A 14,596-nucleotide genomic window follows, 5' to 3' on the forward strand; every position below is an offset into this window, starting at 1 on the left:
CTCAATTGGCCTTGATGTTGACATTGGTGTCGCTCGAGTTGAGGTTGTAATTCAGCCCCAGGCCGATAGCCTTGCTGAACGGCAGCAACTGGTTCAGGTAGAGGTCCACCACCTCGATACCGTTGCCCACGGCGGATTTCGGCACAAACACAACGTCGCCGCGTTGCAACATGACTGCCCGGCGCTGATCGTCCGGCTGCAGGAAACGGCTGAAATCGGTGAAATACACTTTGTAGCGGCCGTTATCGTCCAGTCGCAGCAAGGCCACCCGGCTGCTGTCCGCCGTGGGCAGCACGCCGCCTGCGCCGATGATGGCCTGCTCTATGGAGGCCGCGGCGGACAACTCGAACGCCGACGGGTTGCGCACCGCGCCGCCAACGAATACCCGGTTGCCCGGCGCGATGGCGATATTCACCGTCACCTGCGGGTAGCGGTAGATGCGCGCCAGCTTGGCGCTTACTTCTTCGCCCACCGCCTCCGGCGTGCGGCCGGCGGCGCGCACCGTGCCGATGAAGGGATAGGCGAACCCGCCGTCAGGGCGCACGAAATACAAAGTGGCTTCGTCTTTCTCCGCCGGCGTCTGCGCGTCGCGCACGATGCGCAAGGTGTCGCCGCTCATGACCCGAGTGACCGGCGGCGGCAGCTGGCTGATGTCGGCCACATCGATGCGGCGCGCCTCGACCTCCTTGTCGGCCGGCAGTGTCACCGTGCTGGGCGTGGCGCAGCCATTCAGGCAAAGCGCCGTCGCGCAGACGGCAAACAGGGGAACAATGCGTGTCATTGGATGGTTTCCTGATTCCAGTAAGCCCCGAACATGCCGAGGCGGCGCTTGAGGGCACGCGGCAGTGCGCGCTCATGCCAACCCAGACGATAGCCGGCCCACTTGAGCGCGCTGCGCAGCGCGGCTTCGGGCAGGCGCCATGCCTGCCCGGCCGCCAGCAAGGCGCGTAGTTCGGAGCGGACAAAACGCAGGCCTTCGCCGCTCGCTCCGCCGAAATGCTCGGCGATCCAGCGTTCGCGGCCATAAAACACGCCCACATCGAAATAGCGGCGGAATTCCTGCAGCAGGCTGTAGTCGTGCGAATGCAGCACTGCGGCATCTGCCTCATAACGCACCGCCCAGCCGGCCAGCAGCATGCGCGCCGCCACATAGGCGTCCTCGCTGCCGATCACGTCGGCCGGAAAGCCGCCCGCAGCCGTCAGCGCTTCGCGCCGATAGGCGCAAAATGAGTCGGAGGCGAAGCAGGTTTTGATACCGAGTTCTGCCGCATCGCGCAGGCGTTTGCTGCGGCTTTGCGGCGGGTAATTGAATTGCCGGGCATGCGCGGCCAGCACGCCGGCATCGTGATGCGGCAGCTGTCGGCCGAAAGCCATGCCCACTTCGGCGTCGTCTGTCACTGCGGCGCACAAGCGTTCCAGGCTGCGCTCGTCGGCGGGGATGGCGTCCTGCGTCAGGTAAACCAGCAGCTCGGCCCGCACCAATTCGCTGGCCATGCGCCGGGTGCCGCCATGATTGAAGCGCGCGGCGGGGATGCCCACTACGCGAGCGCCGGCGGCGCTCAAGCGGGCGGCGCTGCCGTCCCCAGACTCGCTGTCCACCACCAGCCACTCGTCAGGCTGCCGCGTCTGGGCAGCAAGCGCCGGCAGCAGACGACCCAGCCAGGGCCCGGCATTGCGCACCGGGATGATCAGCGCCATCTTCATGAGCGCGCCCCCTCTCCCGTGGCGCGGCCATAGTCGTCGTTGAAGCGCACGATATCGTCTTCGCCCAGATACTGGCCGCTTTGCACCTCGATCATCACCAGATCAATGCGTCCCGGGTTATACAAGCGATGACGCTCTCCGGCCGGAATGAAAGTGGACTGGTTGGTGTGCACCAAGCGCACCGCCTCGCCATTGGTCACTTGCGCCGTGCCGCTGACCACAATCCAGTGCTCGCTGCGGTGATGGTGCATCTGCAACGACAGCGAAGCGCCGGGCTTGACCAGAATGCGCTTGATCTTGAAGCTCTCGCCTTCCTCCAGCACCGTGTAATAGCCCCAGGGCCGATGCGCGGTGCGATGCTGGCTGCCGGCCTGATGCCCGCCCTGCTTGAGCTTGGCCACCACTTCGCGCACTTCCTGGCTGCGGGCGCGATCAGCCACCAGCAAAGCGTCCGGCGTATCCACGATCACCAGATCCCGCAAGCCAATGGCGGCAATCAAGCGCCCGCGCGCCTGGATGAAACAATGGTGACTGTCCTGGCTGATCACCTCGCCGGACAGGCGGTTGCCGTTTGCGTCCTCCGGGTACAAACCAGCGTAACTGTCCCAGCTGCCGATATCGCTCCAACCCAGGCTGCAAGGCAGCACTGCGGCGTTGTCGGCTTTTTCCATTACCGCGTAATCAAAGGAAATGTCCGGACAAGCCCTGAAGGCCGTTTCGTCCAGTTCGCGTTGCGAGCGCCCGCCGCCCTCCAGCAAGGGGCTGGCGTCCAGACTGCGCGTCACCGCCTCCCGCACCTCCGGCGCATGGCGGGAAAAGGCATCATTCAGCACATCGGCCCGACTGCAAAACATGCCGCTGTTCCACAGATAACGGCCATCGGCAAGAAACGCCTCGGCGCGGGCCGCATCCGGCTTTTCCACGAAACGGGCAATGCAATTGCCGCCTTCGGCCAACCTTTCGCCGGCCTCGATATAGCCAAAGCCGGTTTCTGCCCGCTCCGGCCGCAGGCCAAAGGCCACGATATGGCCCACCTGCGCCATGCGCAGCGCCTCCGCCGCCGCTTCGTCGAAGGCCGCCTCGTCCTGTATAAGATGATCCGCTGGCAAGACCAGCAGCGTTGCTCCCGGCCAGCGCGTTTCAGCCTCCAGCGCCGCCGCGGCGATGGCTGGCGCGGTATTGCGACCCAGCGGCTCCAACAACAGCTCGATCGGCAAACCACGCGCGTTCACCGCTTGGCATTCGTCCAGCGTGCGAAACAGCGAGGACTGGCCGGTCACGATCAGCACCCGCTCCACGCCGGGCAAGGCGGCGGCGCGCTGGAAGGTTTTCTGCAGCAGGCTTTGATCGTCCGGCAAGCGCATGAAGGGCTTGGGAAACGACGCGCGCGACACCGGCCACAGGCGCGTGCCCGCGCCGCCGGAAATGATGCAGGGAATCAAGGACGACATGGCAAGCCTTTCAATAAGCGGCCTCGCCGCCCAGCACCGCCAGCGGCGTGAGCGCGAGGATGTAAAGGTCGAACCAGAGCGACCAGTTCTCGATGTATTCCAGGTCGTAGGCCACCCGCTTTTCTATCTTTTCCAGCGTATCGGTCTCGCCCCGGTAGCCTTTCACTTGGGCCCAGCCGGTGATGCCGGGCTTCACCCGATGGCGCGAGGTGTATTCGTCCACCGCTTCTTCGAACAACACGCCCGCCGCCTTGGTGGCCTTGGCGTGCGGGCGCGGCCCCACCATGGACATGCTGCCGCCCAGCACATTGAAGAGCTGCGGCAGCTCGTCGATGCTGGTCTTGCGGATGAAGCGCCCCACCCGCGTCACGCGCGGATCGTGACGCGTGGTCTGGCTGGCCGCGTGGTGATCGGTCATCTCGGTGTACATCGAGCGGAATTTGAAGACTTCGATCAGGCGGTTGTTGTAGCCGTAGCGCTTTTGCCGGAACAGCACCGGCCCGGGCGAATCCAGCTTGATCAGCACGGCGGTCAACAACATCAACGGAGAAAACAGCAGCAAGGCCAGCGCGGACAGCGCGATGTCCTCCAGCCGCTTTACCAAGGGCGACCAGCCGGACAGCGGCAATTCGGAAATATTGAACATCGGCAGCCCGGCCACCGGCGTGATGCGGTTGTGGGCAAAGTGAAAGGCCGCCATGTCCGGGGCCAGTAGCAAGGTGACAGGCAGCCGGCGCAAATCGCGAATGATGCTGCCCATGCGCTCTACCGCCGCCCAGGGCAACGCGATGAGAATCAGTTGGGCGCCGCCTGCCCGCACCAGCGCTTCCAGGTCGGCGATGGTGCCAAGATACGGGATGCCGGCCATGCCGTGCCGCGAACGCTCTGCGCGATCATCGGCGTAGCCGATCAGGCGATGGCGCAAGTCGGCGTGCTCCAGCATGAAGTCGGCCAACCGGCTGCCGCTTTCGGTGCGCCCGACAATCACTGCCTTGCCCAGCCCGCGCCCGCGCCGCACCAGATGGCCAATCACCCAGTGGGCCAGCACGCGCTGCAAGGACAAGGCCGTCAGCGTCATGCCGAACCACGCGGCAAGACCGCCATAGCCCAGCTGATGCAAGGCCGGGGAGAAGAACCTCAACGCCAGAATCAGCAGGAAGCCGGCAGCGCAAGCTAGCGCCAGCGGCCGCAGCCGCCACTGCCGCCCGAACATGGCCGGTCCATAGAGGCCGAAAGCCTGGAACACCACGGCCATGACCAGGCCGCAGGTAAGAATCGGACGCCACCAGACAAGCAGCGCCTCGCCGAGAGTGAGAATCGAACGGGAACTGCCAGCGCCGGCCGCCAGCAAACCGCAAAGCGTCACCCAGAAAACATGGGAGAGTCGCGCTGCCAGTCGCAGGTAAACCACCACTTCAGCCCCGGTTCGGTCCTGTTGTTCAATACTGTGAATCAGCATTGTCCAGACCTTTGTTTAAACTGTTGCAATTATAAATCTAAAATACAGCAACAGCACCCGGCCTCAGCAGCATTTCTTTACTCTCTTTACAGCAATAGGCTCATTTTCAAGCAACAAACAGGTCGTTTTGCTTGAAAATGCAGTACAAATCCTGCCATCCAGCCCCCCGCGCCCCACATTCCCTTGCACCTTGCCAACAATGCAAATTGTTAATTCATATTAAATCCATTACCCATCAAGGCTCTGCAACACCCAACCATCGCCCGTCACTCGCAAAGCAATAGACAAATTAGTATTTAAAATGATTTAACAAAAAGTGATGCAAAGATGCGACACACGATCTGTCCATTCATGATCGTCAGCCCTTCCGCCGCCCTTTCTCGCGTACCTTCCAGCGGTTTTCCTTGCTTTTTGTGCAAACGCACATATGCTGAATGAAAATACCCACATAGCTGTTTCACACCAATCATGAATACTCCTCTTCGCGTACTGCTCACTGCAGTCGTGATCCTCGCGGCAAGCGCCATCCTGCGGCTCGTCGAGCCCTGGACGGCGCTTGAAGCCAACACCCTCACCGTCAGCCAATTCGCCAACAGCAATGCCGCCGCCATCGCCAGTCAGTTCGCCGGCAATGGCGCATGGCTTGCCCGGCTGTTGGTTGGCGTGCCGGGGCTGGCTCTCATTGCTGTCATCTGGCTGAAAAAACCCCGATAGAAAGACGCATCATGAAAAAAACCATGGTTCTGCCGGCCATGGCCGGCGCCCTGTTGCTGACTGCTTGCACCCACAACGCCATCGACGAATTCCAGGAAGTTGGCCCTTCGGAAACAGCTTTCCTTATCGCACTGGATGGCGACACCATGAAAAACCAGTCCAGGCTGCAATCTGTGGAGTTTTTAGAGAAAAACAAAGTCAGCGATAAACGGGTCATGATCCCGCACCGCATGGTCAACCTGTGCCCCTCCTGCTGGTGGGGCCAATACCAGGACATGCCCAGCGCCAAACTGATCCGCATCTCGCGCGCGCCGGTAACCCGGGAATGGACGCGGTCGGGCCTTACCGGCACCAGCGCTTCGAACCAGGCCTTCTCGGTGGAAACCAGCGAGTCCATCGACTTCGATATCGGCGCAACGATGACCGCCCACATCAATGAAACCGACGCAGCGAAATTCCTCTATTTCTATGCCGGTAAGCAGCTGGCCGAAGTGGCGGACAGCAACATTCGCAGTTTTGTTGCCGCCAGCCTGGCAAGACAGTTCGGCGCCAACACGCTCGACTGGTGCCGCGCGCACAAGAACGAGGTGTTCGCCAACGCCTTGAAAGAAGCGCAGGACGCCTTTGCCCCCAAAGGCATCGCCATCGACAATCTGGGTTTTGTCGAAGGCATGACCTACCACGACCAACGCATCCAGGACGCCATCAACAAGAAGTTTGAAGCCGACGTGCAGGTGGAGGCAGCGCGTCAGCAACTGGCCGCTGCCGAAACGCTGGCCAAGGCGCAAACCGCCGTACAGGCACAGCAAGAGCTGGAAATGAAAAAGCGCGCGCTGGATCTGCAGGCCAAGGCCATAGACAAGTGGGACGGGCATTTGCCGCAGGTGGTGGGCAGCGACAGCAAGCTGATGCTGGGCATGGGCGATATGCTGCGCAAATGACGGCATTGCCAGAAAGCGGGAAATCGCCAATCATGTTTCCGCAAACCTGATCACAAGGACAAGACATGATCGTCACCCCCGACCAGTGGCTGGCCTTTCTCGCCGCCGCCATTCTGATCACCCTGTCGCCCGGCCCGGACAACCTGATGGTGTTGAGCCTGGGCATCGCGCGCGGCCGTCGCCAGGGCATGGTATTCGGCCTTGGCTGCGCGCTGGGCTGCATCACCCACACCCTGCTGGCGGCGCTGGGCATCAGCGCGCTGATTGCCGCATCGCCGCTGGCGTTTACCGCGCTGAAGCTCTCCGGCGGGGCTTACCTGATATGGCTTGGCTGGCAAGCCATCCGCAGCCGGGGCGGTTCACTGGATGCCGGCAAGGCCAAGGGGCGGAACGAGCCGCTGGCGGTCCTGTTTCGCCGCGGCCTGATCGCCAACGCCATCAACCCCAAAGTGGTGCTGTTCTTCCTGGCTTTCTTGCCGCAATTCGTAGTGACTTCGCGCGGGCACGTCGGCCTGCAAACGCTGATACTGGGACTGACCTTCACCCTGCAAGGCGCCGTGCTTTTCGGCTCGTTGGGTTATTTTGCTGGCCATGTCGGCGCCTGGTTCAACCGCAGCCCGCGCGCCGGCATGTGGCTGGACCGCATCGCCGGCAGCATCTTCATCGCACTGGGCCTGCGACTGGTCCTGGCGCCGCAACGCTGAGCGCGCATGGCGTGCATAAAACAAAAGGGGTTGGCTCAAAGCCAACCCCTTTCTCTTCGGCCAACCTCGCCGCCTACTTCTTGCCCATCACCAAAAACTCCACCAGCACATTCTTGAAGATGAAGCCGCTGACGCCAAAGCCCAGCACCAGGAACAGAATCGCCGTGCCAAGCTTGCCCGCCTGGGATTTCTTGCCCAGATCCCAGATGATGAAACCCATGAAGATGATCAGCCCGGACAGGCAGACGATCATCGAAATATTGGTGAATTGTTCTTCAGACACCTTGTCATCCTTTGCTGTTGCCGCCGCCTGCGGCGGGCCCGCTCGCCCGCGCGCATCCATTCGGAGGTGATAACGATACTCGTCCCGCCTCGCCGGCTCAACCTTGATGGCGATCATGAAAACCCGGCACGCCACGCGTCGCGCATGCGCCCATGAAAAAAGGCCGCCTCCCGGGCGGCCTTCTCATGGTCGGTGCCTTAACCGCGACGATGCTTGGCGTTGGCGGCAATCCGCATGCGCAAGGCATTCAGACGGATGAAGCCGGCAGCATCGGCATGATTGTAGGCGCCGCCGTCCTCATCGAAGGTAGCAATGGTGGGGTCGAACAACGAATCGGTCTTCGATTCGCGGCCAACCACAATCACATTGCCCTTGTACAGTTTCAGACGCACCCAGCCGTTGACCGTGGCTTGCGAAGCGTCGATCATGCCTTGCAGCATCAGACGCTCCGGGCTCCACCAGTAGCCTGTGTACACCAGCTTGGCGTACTTCGGCATCAGTTCGTCCTTCAGGTGGGCCACTTCGCGGTCCAGCGTGATGGATTCGATGGCGCGATGCGCCTTCAGCATGATGGTGCCGCCCGGGGTTTCGTAGCAGCCGCGGGACTTCATGCCCACATAACGGTTTTCCACGATGTCCAGTCGGCCAATGCCATGCTTGCCGCCCACGCGGTTCAGCTCGGTCAGCACTTGCGCCGGGGACATGGCCACGCCGTTGATGGCGGTGATGTCGCCCTTCTCGTACGTCAGTTCCAGATACTCAGCGGCGTCAGGCGCGTTTTCCGGGCTGACGGTCCACAGCCACATATCTTCTTCGGGCTCGGCAGCCGGGTTTTCCAGCACGGTGCCTTCATAGGAGATATGCAGCAGGTTGGCATCCATGGAATACGGGCTGCCGCCGTTTTTCTTCTTGCTGATGTCGATGCCGTGAGTCTCGGCGTAGGTCAGCAGCTTCTCGCGGGACAGCAAATCCCATTCGCGCCACGGCGCGATGACCTTCACATCCGGCTTCAGGGCGTAGTAACCCAGCTCGAAACGCACCTGATCGTTACCCTTGCCGGTAGCGCCGTGGGATACAGCGTCGGCTCCCACCTGGTTGGCGATTTCGATTTGGCGCTTGGCGATCAGCGGACGCGCAATGGAAGTGCCCAGCAGATACTCGCCTTCATAGATGGCGTTAGCGCGGAACATCGGAAACACGAAATCGCGCACGAATTCTTCGCGCAGGTCGTCGATGAAGATGTTTTCCGGCTTGATGCCCAGCGATACGGCCTTCTTGCGCGCCGGTTCCACCTCTTCGCCCTGGCCGATGTCGGCGGTAAAGGTCACTACTTCGCACTGATAAGTGTCTTGCAGCCACTTGAGGATGACGGAGGTATCCAGACCGCCCGAATAAGCCAGCACTACTTTTTTGATGTCAGACATGTTTCTTCTTTCCAGCGAATTGTTTCAGTGTTCTGTTGCGACTCAGTCGTACTGATGTCCCAGCAACAGGAATTCGATCAGCGCCTTTTGCGCGTGCATACGGTTTTCGGCCTCATCCCAGACCACGCTTTGCGGACCGTCGATCACCTCGGCGCTCACCTCTTCGCCGCGATGAGCCGGCAGACAATGCATGAACAGGGCGTCGGGCTTGGCATGCTTCATCAGCTCCGCGTTTACCTGATAACCGCTGAAAGCCTCCAGACGCGCGGCGCTTTCGGCTTCAAAGCCCATGCTGGTGAACACGTCGGTGGTCACCAGATCGGCGCCGGCGGCGGCACGAACCGGGTCATGCGTGGTTTCCAGGTGCTCGGAGCCGTAGTGCGCGCCATCCAACACGGTGAGTTCATAGCCGACCGGCGTCGCCACCTTGAGCTTGAAGCCCAGTACCTTGGCCGCTTGCAGCCAGGTTCGGCAAACATTGTTGCCATCGCCGATCCAGGCCACGGTCTTGCCCTTGATCGAACCGCGGTGCTCGATGAAGGTGAAGATGTCGGCCAGAATCTGGCAAGGGTGGTATTCGTTGGTCAGGCCGTTGATCACCGGCACGCGCGAATGGGCGGCAAGGCGGTCCACCAGGGTCTGGTCGAAAGTGCGGATCATGATGATATCGCTCATGCGCGACAGCACGCGGGCGGTATCTTCCACCGGCTCGCCCCGGCCAAGCTGGCTCGACTTCGAATCCAGGAACATGGCATGGCCGCCCAATTGGGCCATGCCGGCTTCGAAGGAAACGCGGGTGCGGGTGGAATTCTTTTCGAAAACCATGGACATCACCTTGCCGACCAGTGGTCGGTACAGCTCGCCTGAGCTGTGTCGTCGCTTCAGTACCTTGGCGCGCTCGAAGATATGACGGTATTCCTCGTGGTTCAGGTCGCTGAATTGCAGGTAATGGCCTACTGGCTTCATGATGTAAGGGTTCCAAAAAAAAAGAGCCATCACGCATAGAACACGGTGTGTGTCTTCATGCGCAATGGCACATTACTACACGCTGGTCTCAAATCAGTTCACAAGTGTCGCGGTTTTGCTTCAGTCGAAACAAAATTTACATATTTGCGACATGGATATATTTATCTGAATTTGCCTTGTCTGACAAGGTCTCAGCTGAACAATAATCTGTCATGCAATCCGGATAACTCTTTCTCTTTGAGAACCCGCAAGTACATTTCCCCACCATCTTCGGCCAAACCATGCATTTCTATGGTTTTTTGTGTCTTTTGCAGACGAGCCAAATAAGACAGGATACTGTCGTCAATCACCTGCCCCGGCACCAAAACGGGGATGCCCGGGGGGTACGGTACGATCTGATCGCAGCAAATTCGCCCCGCCAGCGCGCCGTTCGGCCGACCCTCATCATCCAGCAACGGCAAACGCTCGCCCGCTTCGTAAAATGCATCGCGCGGCAGGCAGGCCAGGCGAGAGAAGCGCGGAATCTCGGGCATGCGCGACAAGGTGCGCGGCGCGCGCTTTTCCTTGGCCAGGCGCAGCAGCGCGTCATACAAGCGCGACACCTTGCTGCGCGTGGTGCCCATGGTCAGCAGCAGGGAAATAGTGCTGAAGGTGGATTTTTCGATCTGGATGTTGAAACGCTCGAATAGCTCATGCTGCAGCTCGTCGGCGGTGTAGCCCGTCTGCGTAATGTCCACCGTCAGCTTGGTGGGGTCCAAGCGGATGCCGTCCTCCCTCACCTCCTCAGGCAACAAGTCTTCCAGCTCAAGCACGCGAAAAACGCCGGTGGAGTTGATCTTCTCGCGCAACTCCTGCGCCAGTCGCAAAGTGCGATCCAGCAAACGATAGCCCTCGGTGACCGCCTGTTTGCGCGCCACATCCAGACTGGCGATCAGGTTGTATTGCGGGCTGGTGGAGGCATGCATGTTGAAGTTCTCGCGAAACAGATGTTCATCGAAAGCCGGATCATTGACATGAATCATGCTGGCCTGCGAAAACGCCGAGAGAATCTTGTGGGTGGACTGGGTAGCGTAATCCGCGCCCGACTCAAGCGCCGTAGGGCGGAATGCGGGGTGAAAACGGGCGAAACCATACCAGGCCTCATCCACAATCACCTTGATGCCTTTTTCATGCGCGGCCTCGATGATGGGCTTGAGGTCGTAACGCATGCCGTCGTAAGTGCAGGAGGTGAGAATCAGCACCCGCGCGTCCGGATTGGCCTCGATGGCGTCAAAAATGGTTGCCTTGGGCACTGGACCGAACACGCCGTACTGCCGGTTGATGGATGAGTCCAGATACACCGGCAATGCGCCAGACAAAATCACCGCGTGATGCACGGATTTGTGACAATTGCGGTCCAGCAACAACTTGTCGCCCGGCGCCAGCAAGGTCTGGAAAATCACCTTATTGGAGGTGGAGGTGCCATTGGTGGCGAAGTAGGTTTTGCGCGCGCCAAACGCCTTGGCGGCCAGCTTCTGGGACTCGGCAATCACACCTGTGGGGTGAAGCAGCGAGTCCAGCATGGGAACCGACACCGAAAGGTCTGCGCGCAGCATGTTCTCGCCGACAAAATCGTAGAAGTCGCCCACCCAGGGGCTGCCCTTCAGCGAGTCGCCGCCGGCATGGCCCGGCGTATGCCAGGAATCCTTGGCCATACGAACGTATTGCTTGAGCCGGTCGTAAAAAGGGGTGGCGGATTTTTCGGCCAGCTCGGCGGTGAGGATACGGAACCAGCCGTTGTGGTCGGCTTCGTCGCGGTAGAAGTAACCATCCACGGCGTGGCTGGCCAAGTCCTCAACCAGCGCGCGCTCATCATCATCGTTAAGCATCACGTACAGCGACAATTCCGGGCGGAAGTCGCTAACCTGATTGGCCAGTTGCACAGCAGCCTGGCTGATGCCCTTTTCCTGCAATTGCTTGTCCACCAGCACGGCCTGGATATCGCCGTCGCGGGTGATGATGTCCATCGCTTCCTTCAAGCGGGATGCGCCGATAAAGGTGAGTCCGTAGGGATTTTCCAGGCGTACGGCCACAGCGCCCAAGCCGGCCAATACATCGGCCTGCCACTTGGCGTCGTCGCTTACCACCAGAACACGGCTAACGGGGGTCATCTACTGATTTCTCCTGAGTGTAGTGCGGCGTACTTCGTTGTCTGTCTGTCCTGTGTACGCTTCAGAGTTTGTTTTGGTTTTTGGCTATCGTATCCACAAGCGCGGGCAGCGTCATTTTGCAGTCGCACAATTTTCCGCCGCCGACACATCGGCGGAGCGAGGCCGCCGGCTTGAGGTACAATGCGCGGCATGCTGACCGATGCCGAAAAAGACGCGATTCGCGACCACTACCGCACCATCTCGGAAAACCTGCCGGGATTCCGCCCTCGCCCGGCCCAGCGCCGCATGTTGGCCGAAGTGGCCAATGCGCTGTCGCGCTGCCAGGAAAAGCAAGGCGATGACGCGCCCGATCGCCAAGGCGAAAGCATCGCCGTCATTGAGGGCCCCACTGGCGTCGGCAAAAGTCTGGCCTACCTCCTGGCCGGCGGCGTCATGGCCAAAGCGCGCAACAAGAAGCTGGTGGTCACCAGCGCCACCATCGCACTGCAAGAGCAACTGGTGAATCGCGACCTGCCCTTCGTGGTGGAAAAAAGCGGCCTGCCCGTGACCTTCGCGCTGGCCAAGGGCCGCGGGCGCTATCTGTGTCCCCAGCGCATCTTTGCCCTGACGGCGGAGTCCGCTCAGGGGCAATTACTGGCCGGCGACCCCGTCCTCACGCTATGGGACCGCAAGCCGCAAGCGGAAGAAATCGAAGCGCTGCGCGAAATGGCCGACGCTTTTTATTACCGCAAATGGAACGGCGACCGCGACAGCTGGCAGACCATCATCGACGACGGACTATGGGGACGCGTCACCAACGACCGGCACGGCTGTCTGAAATCCGCCTGCCCCAACCGCCCGGAATGCCCTTTCTATCTTGCTCGCGACACCCTGGAAACCGTGGACGTCATCGTGGCCAACCACGACCTGATGCTGGCCGACGTCTCCATGGGCGGCGGCGTCATCCTTCCCCCGCCCGAAGACAGCTTTTATTGCATCGACGAGGCGCATCACCTGGCCAAGAAAGCCGTCAACCAGTTTTCCGCCGAGCACTCGCTGGCCCAGGCCATGGGCTGGCTGGACAAAGTGGGCCCGGTTGCCGCGCGCGTGGAAACCCTCACCGGCAAGACCGACATCACCGGCCAGGCCATGGAAGCCGCCGATGCGGCCATGGAAACGCTCAGCGAATGGCTGTGGTTGCTGGAAGGCGAAGAACAACTAAGCGCCAATAGTGAAAATCTGGAACCCACCTGGCTGATTGAAGACGGCAAGCTGCCCGAACGACTGCAAACCCCGGCCGCGAATATGGCCATCTCGGCGCGCGCCATCTTCAAGCACCTCTCCGCCATGACCGATGCGCTGACCGAAGCGCGCAAGGAAAAAGGCAATGAGACAGTGCTGATAGACAAAGCCGCAGGCGACTTGGGCTTTCTTACCGGGCGCGCAGAGCAACTGATGGCCGTGTGGGATCTCTTTGAAAAAGAAACCGAAGACAATTCGCCGCCCATTGCAAAATGGATTACCCGCCGCACCGAAGGCAAGGGCGACTATCTTTTTTCCGCCTCTCCGGTCAGCGCAGCGGCCAGCCTTGCCGCAACCCTGTGGCGACGCGCCGCCGGCGCCATTCTGACCTCAGCCACCCTGCGCTCGCTGGGCGCTTTCGATCTGCTGCTGTCGCAAACGGGCCTGCGCTGGCTGCCGCAAGTGCAATGCGTGGCGCTGGATTCTCCGTTCAATTTTGGCGAGCAGGGCGAACTCTACCTGCCGCCCATGCTGGCCAGCCCAAAGGACCCATTGGGGCACACGCGGGAAATCGTCGAATGGCTGCCGCGCCTGATCGACACCACCGAAGCCGTCGGCACGCTGGTGCTGTTTTCCTCGCGCAAGCAGATGCAGGACGTCGCGGCCCTGCTGCCGGCAAATATCCGGGATGCGCTGCTGGTGCAGGGGGAAATCCCCAAGAGCGTGCTGCTGGAAACCCACCACACCCGGCTGGGAGCCGGCCAAGCCAGCATCATCTTCGGCCTGGACTCCTTCTCTGAAGGGCTGGATTTGCCTGGCGAAAGCTGCGTGCACGTCATCATCGCCAAACTGCCCTTCGCCATGCCGGACGACCCCGTTGGCCGAACACTGTCGCGCTGGATAGAGAAACGCGGCGGCAACCCCTTCGTCGAACTGACCGTACCGGAAGCCTCGATCAAGCTGATCCAGGCCGTGGGCCGGCTTATCCGCACCGAGCGCGACTATGGTCGGGTCACCATTCTGGACAACCGGCTGGTGAAACAAAGTTACGGCAAAAAGCTGCTGGCATCGTTGCCGCCATTCAAGCGCATCTGATTTTGAGGTAAAATCGCGGGTAAACCCGCTACAGGCCGGCCATTGTCCTACAAAACAACAAGGTCGCCTCTGCTATAGCTATAAGAGACCACACCCAGCACACTCCGGTTTGACACCATGATCTGCAATCCATACGAAGTAGTGATTCAGGGGCTGACCTCTGAAGGCCGCACCTTTCGCCCCAGCGACTGGGCCGAACGCCTGGCCGGCATCCTCGCCTCTTTCGGCGGCGACCAGAAACTCGCTTACCACGCCTACGTCCGTCCCATGCTGCTCGAAGGCGTCCGCTGCGTCGCAGTGGACAAGAAGCTGCAAAAGATCAATCCGCAAGTGTTTCAGTTCCTGATGGACTTCGCCAAAGACAACGATTTGCGGATTGTCGATTGTCGAACCCTGATCGACGAGATTTACCCGAACAAGTTTTTGGCTTAAATACGACAAACGCTCGTTGGTTTTTCTTGATCTGCGTCATTAGTGCAACATC

Annotated in this window: 14 protein-coding genes; 5 read left to right on the forward strand and 9 right to left on the reverse strand. The window is 60.6% G+C overall.

Features of this window, described 5'->3' with window-relative positions:
* Position 1 precedes the first annotated feature (1 nt).
* The 5 genes from Q0P52_RS16580 to Q0P52_RS16600 form a co-directional block, all read right to left on the reverse strand.
* On the reverse strand, positions 2-781 hold the full coding sequence (locus Q0P52_RS16580) for a polysaccharide biosynthesis/export family protein (RefSeq protein WP_293766136.1): 780 nt from the start codon (positions 779-781) through the stop codon (positions 2-4).
* Positions 778-1,704: a glycosyltransferase gene (locus tag Q0P52_RS16585; protein ID WP_293766137.1), complete on the reverse strand. Its 927-nt coding sequence runs from the start codon at positions 1,702-1,704 to the stop codon at positions 778-780. The genes Q0P52_RS16580 and Q0P52_RS16585 overlap by 4 nt, the downstream gene beginning before the upstream one ends.
* The gene (locus Q0P52_RS16590) at positions 1,701-3,155 is read right to left on the reverse strand and encodes a mannose-1-phosphate guanylyltransferase/mannose-6-phosphate isomerase (protein ID WP_293766138.1); all 1,455 of its coding nucleotides are present in this window, start codon (positions 3,153-3,155) and stop codon (positions 1,701-1,703) included. The genes Q0P52_RS16585 and Q0P52_RS16590 overlap by 4 nt, the downstream gene beginning before the upstream one ends.
* 10 nt (positions 3,156-3,165) lie before the next feature.
* A complete protein-coding gene (locus tag Q0P52_RS16595; protein ID WP_293766139.1) occupies positions 3,166-4,614 on the reverse strand; it encodes an undecaprenyl-phosphate glucose phosphotransferase in 1,449 nt (482 codons plus the stop codon).
* 296 nt (positions 4,615-4,910) lie between these two features.
* The gene (locus Q0P52_RS16600) at positions 4,911-5,084 is read right to left on the reverse strand and encodes a hypothetical protein (RefSeq protein WP_293766140.1); all 174 of its coding nucleotides are present in this window, start codon (positions 5,082-5,084) and stop codon (positions 4,911-4,913) included.
* On the opposite strand from Q0P52_RS16600, the gene Q0P52_RS16605 reads away from it, so the two are divergent.
* The 3 genes from Q0P52_RS16605 to Q0P52_RS16615 all read left to right on the forward strand — a co-directional run bounded on the left by Q0P52_RS16605 (position 5,083) and on the right by Q0P52_RS16615 (position 6,973).
* On the forward strand, positions 5,083-5,328 hold the full coding sequence (locus Q0P52_RS16605) for a hypothetical protein (RefSeq protein WP_293766141.1): 246 nt from the start codon (positions 5,083-5,085) through the stop codon (positions 5,326-5,328). The genes Q0P52_RS16600 and Q0P52_RS16605 overlap by 2 nt on opposite strands.
* Before the next feature lie 11 nt (positions 5,329-5,339).
* Positions 5,340-6,269 carry an SPFH domain-containing protein gene (locus tag Q0P52_RS16610; protein WP_293766142.1) on the forward strand — a complete coding sequence of 310 codons (930 nt, stop codon included), beginning with the start codon at positions 5,340-5,342 and terminating at the stop codon, positions 6,267-6,269.
* Between the two features lie 65 nt (positions 6,270-6,334).
* Entirely contained in the window at positions 6,335-6,973 is a 639-nt protein-coding gene (locus Q0P52_RS16615; RefSeq protein ID WP_293766143.1) for a LysE family translocator, read from the forward strand.
* A gap of 73 nt (positions 6,974-7,046) precedes the next feature.
* On the opposite strand, the gene Q0P52_RS16620 is transcribed toward Q0P52_RS16615, so the two are convergent.
* The 4 genes from Q0P52_RS16620 to Q0P52_RS16635 all read right to left on the reverse strand — a co-directional run bounded on the left by Q0P52_RS16620 (position 7,047) and on the right by Q0P52_RS16635 (position 11,796).
* Positions 7,047-7,256, reverse strand: coding sequence for a DUF2788 domain-containing protein (locus Q0P52_RS16620; RefSeq protein ID WP_293766158.1), 210 nt, complete (start codon positions 7,254-7,256; stop codon positions 7,047-7,049).
* A 197-nt stretch (positions 7,257-7,453) separates the two neighbouring features.
* Positions 7,454-8,680: an argininosuccinate synthase gene (locus tag Q0P52_RS16625; protein WP_293766144.1), complete on the reverse strand. Its 1,227-nt coding sequence runs from the start codon at positions 8,678-8,680 to the stop codon at positions 7,454-7,456.
* A gap of 42 nt (positions 8,681-8,722) precedes the next feature.
* Positions 8,723-9,646 carry an ornithine carbamoyltransferase gene (gene argF / locus Q0P52_RS16630; protein ID WP_293766145.1) on the reverse strand — a complete coding sequence of 308 codons (924 nt, stop codon included), beginning with the start codon at positions 9,644-9,646 and terminating at the stop codon, positions 8,723-8,725.
* 191 nt (positions 9,647-9,837) lie between these two features.
* Entirely contained in the window at positions 9,838-11,796 is a 1,959-nt protein-coding gene (locus Q0P52_RS16635) for an aminotransferase class I/II-fold pyridoxal phosphate-dependent enzyme (RefSeq protein WP_293766146.1), read from the reverse strand.
* Positions 11,797-11,985: 189 nt separating this feature from the next.
* On the opposite strand from Q0P52_RS16635, the gene dinG reads away from it, so the two are divergent.
* Positions 11,986-14,112: an ATP-dependent DNA helicase DinG gene (gene dinG / locus Q0P52_RS16640; protein ID WP_293766147.1), complete on the forward strand. Its 2,127-nt coding sequence runs from the start codon at positions 11,986-11,988 to the stop codon at positions 14,110-14,112.
* A gap of 117 nt (positions 14,113-14,229) precedes the next feature.
* The gene (locus tag Q0P52_RS16645; protein WP_366062601.1) at positions 14,230-14,544 is read left to right on the forward strand and encodes a DUF3579 domain-containing protein; all 315 of its coding nucleotides are present in this window, start codon (positions 14,230-14,232) and stop codon (positions 14,542-14,544) included.
* Positions 14,545-14,596: the final 52 nt, after the last annotated feature.

Origin of the sequence: uncultured Aquitalea sp. (assembly GCF_945957525.1) — a bacterium.
In the GTDB taxonomy this organism is placed as follows: Bacteria; Pseudomonadota; Gammaproteobacteria; order Burkholderiales; family Chromobacteriaceae; genus Aquitalea.

What these genes read in the sequence shown, in the direction of transcription:
- Q0P52_RS16625 (WP_293766144.1), bottom strand. Translation starts at nt 8,680, where the DNA reads ATGTCTGACATCAAAAAAGTAGTGCTGGCTTATTCGGGCGGTCTGGAT.
- Q0P52_RS16610 (WP_293766142.1), top strand. Translation starts at nt 5,340, where the DNA reads ATGAAAAAAACCATGGTTCTGCCGGCCATGGCCGGCGCCCTGTTGCTG.
- Q0P52_RS16590 (WP_293766138.1), bottom strand. Translation starts at nt 3,155, where the DNA reads ATGTCGTCCTTGATTCCCTGCATCATTTCCGGCGGCGCGGGCACGCGC.
- Q0P52_RS16585 (WP_293766137.1), bottom strand. Translation starts at nt 1,704, where the DNA reads ATGAAGATGGCGCTGATCATCCCGGTGCGCAATGCCGGGCCCTGGCTG.
- Q0P52_RS16580 (WP_293766136.1), bottom strand. Translation starts at nt 781, where the DNA reads ATGACACGCATTGTTCCCCTGTTTGCCGTCTGCGCGACGGCGCTTTGC.
- dinG (WP_293766147.1), top strand. Translation starts at nt 11,986, where the DNA reads ATGCTGACCGATGCCGAAAAAGACGCGATTCGCGACCACTACCGCACC.
- Q0P52_RS16635 (WP_293766146.1), bottom strand. Translation starts at nt 11,796, where the DNA reads ATGACCCCCGTTAGCCGTGTTCTGGTGGTAAGCGACGACGCCAAGTGG.
- Q0P52_RS16645 (WP_366062601.1), top strand. Translation starts at nt 14,230, where the DNA reads ATGATCTGCAATCCATACGAAGTAGTGATTCAGGGGCTGACCTCTGAA.
- Q0P52_RS16600 (WP_293766140.1), bottom strand. Translation starts at nt 5,084, where the DNA reads ATGATTGGTGTGAAACAGCTATGTGGGTATTTTCATTCAGCATATGTG.
- Q0P52_RS16595 (WP_293766139.1), bottom strand. Translation starts at nt 4,614, where the DNA reads ATGCTGATTCACAGTATTGAACAACAGGACCGAACCGGGGCTGAAGTG.
- Q0P52_RS16615 (WP_293766143.1), top strand. Translation starts at nt 6,335, where the DNA reads ATGATCGTCACCCCCGACCAGTGGCTGGCCTTTCTCGCCGCCGCCATT.
- argF (WP_293766145.1), bottom strand. Translation starts at nt 9,646, where the DNA reads ATGAAGCCAGTAGGCCATTACCTGCAATTCAGCGACCTGAACCACGAG.
- Q0P52_RS16605 (WP_293766141.1), top strand. Translation starts at nt 5,083, where the DNA reads ATGAATACTCCTCTTCGCGTACTGCTCACTGCAGTCGTGATCCTCGCG.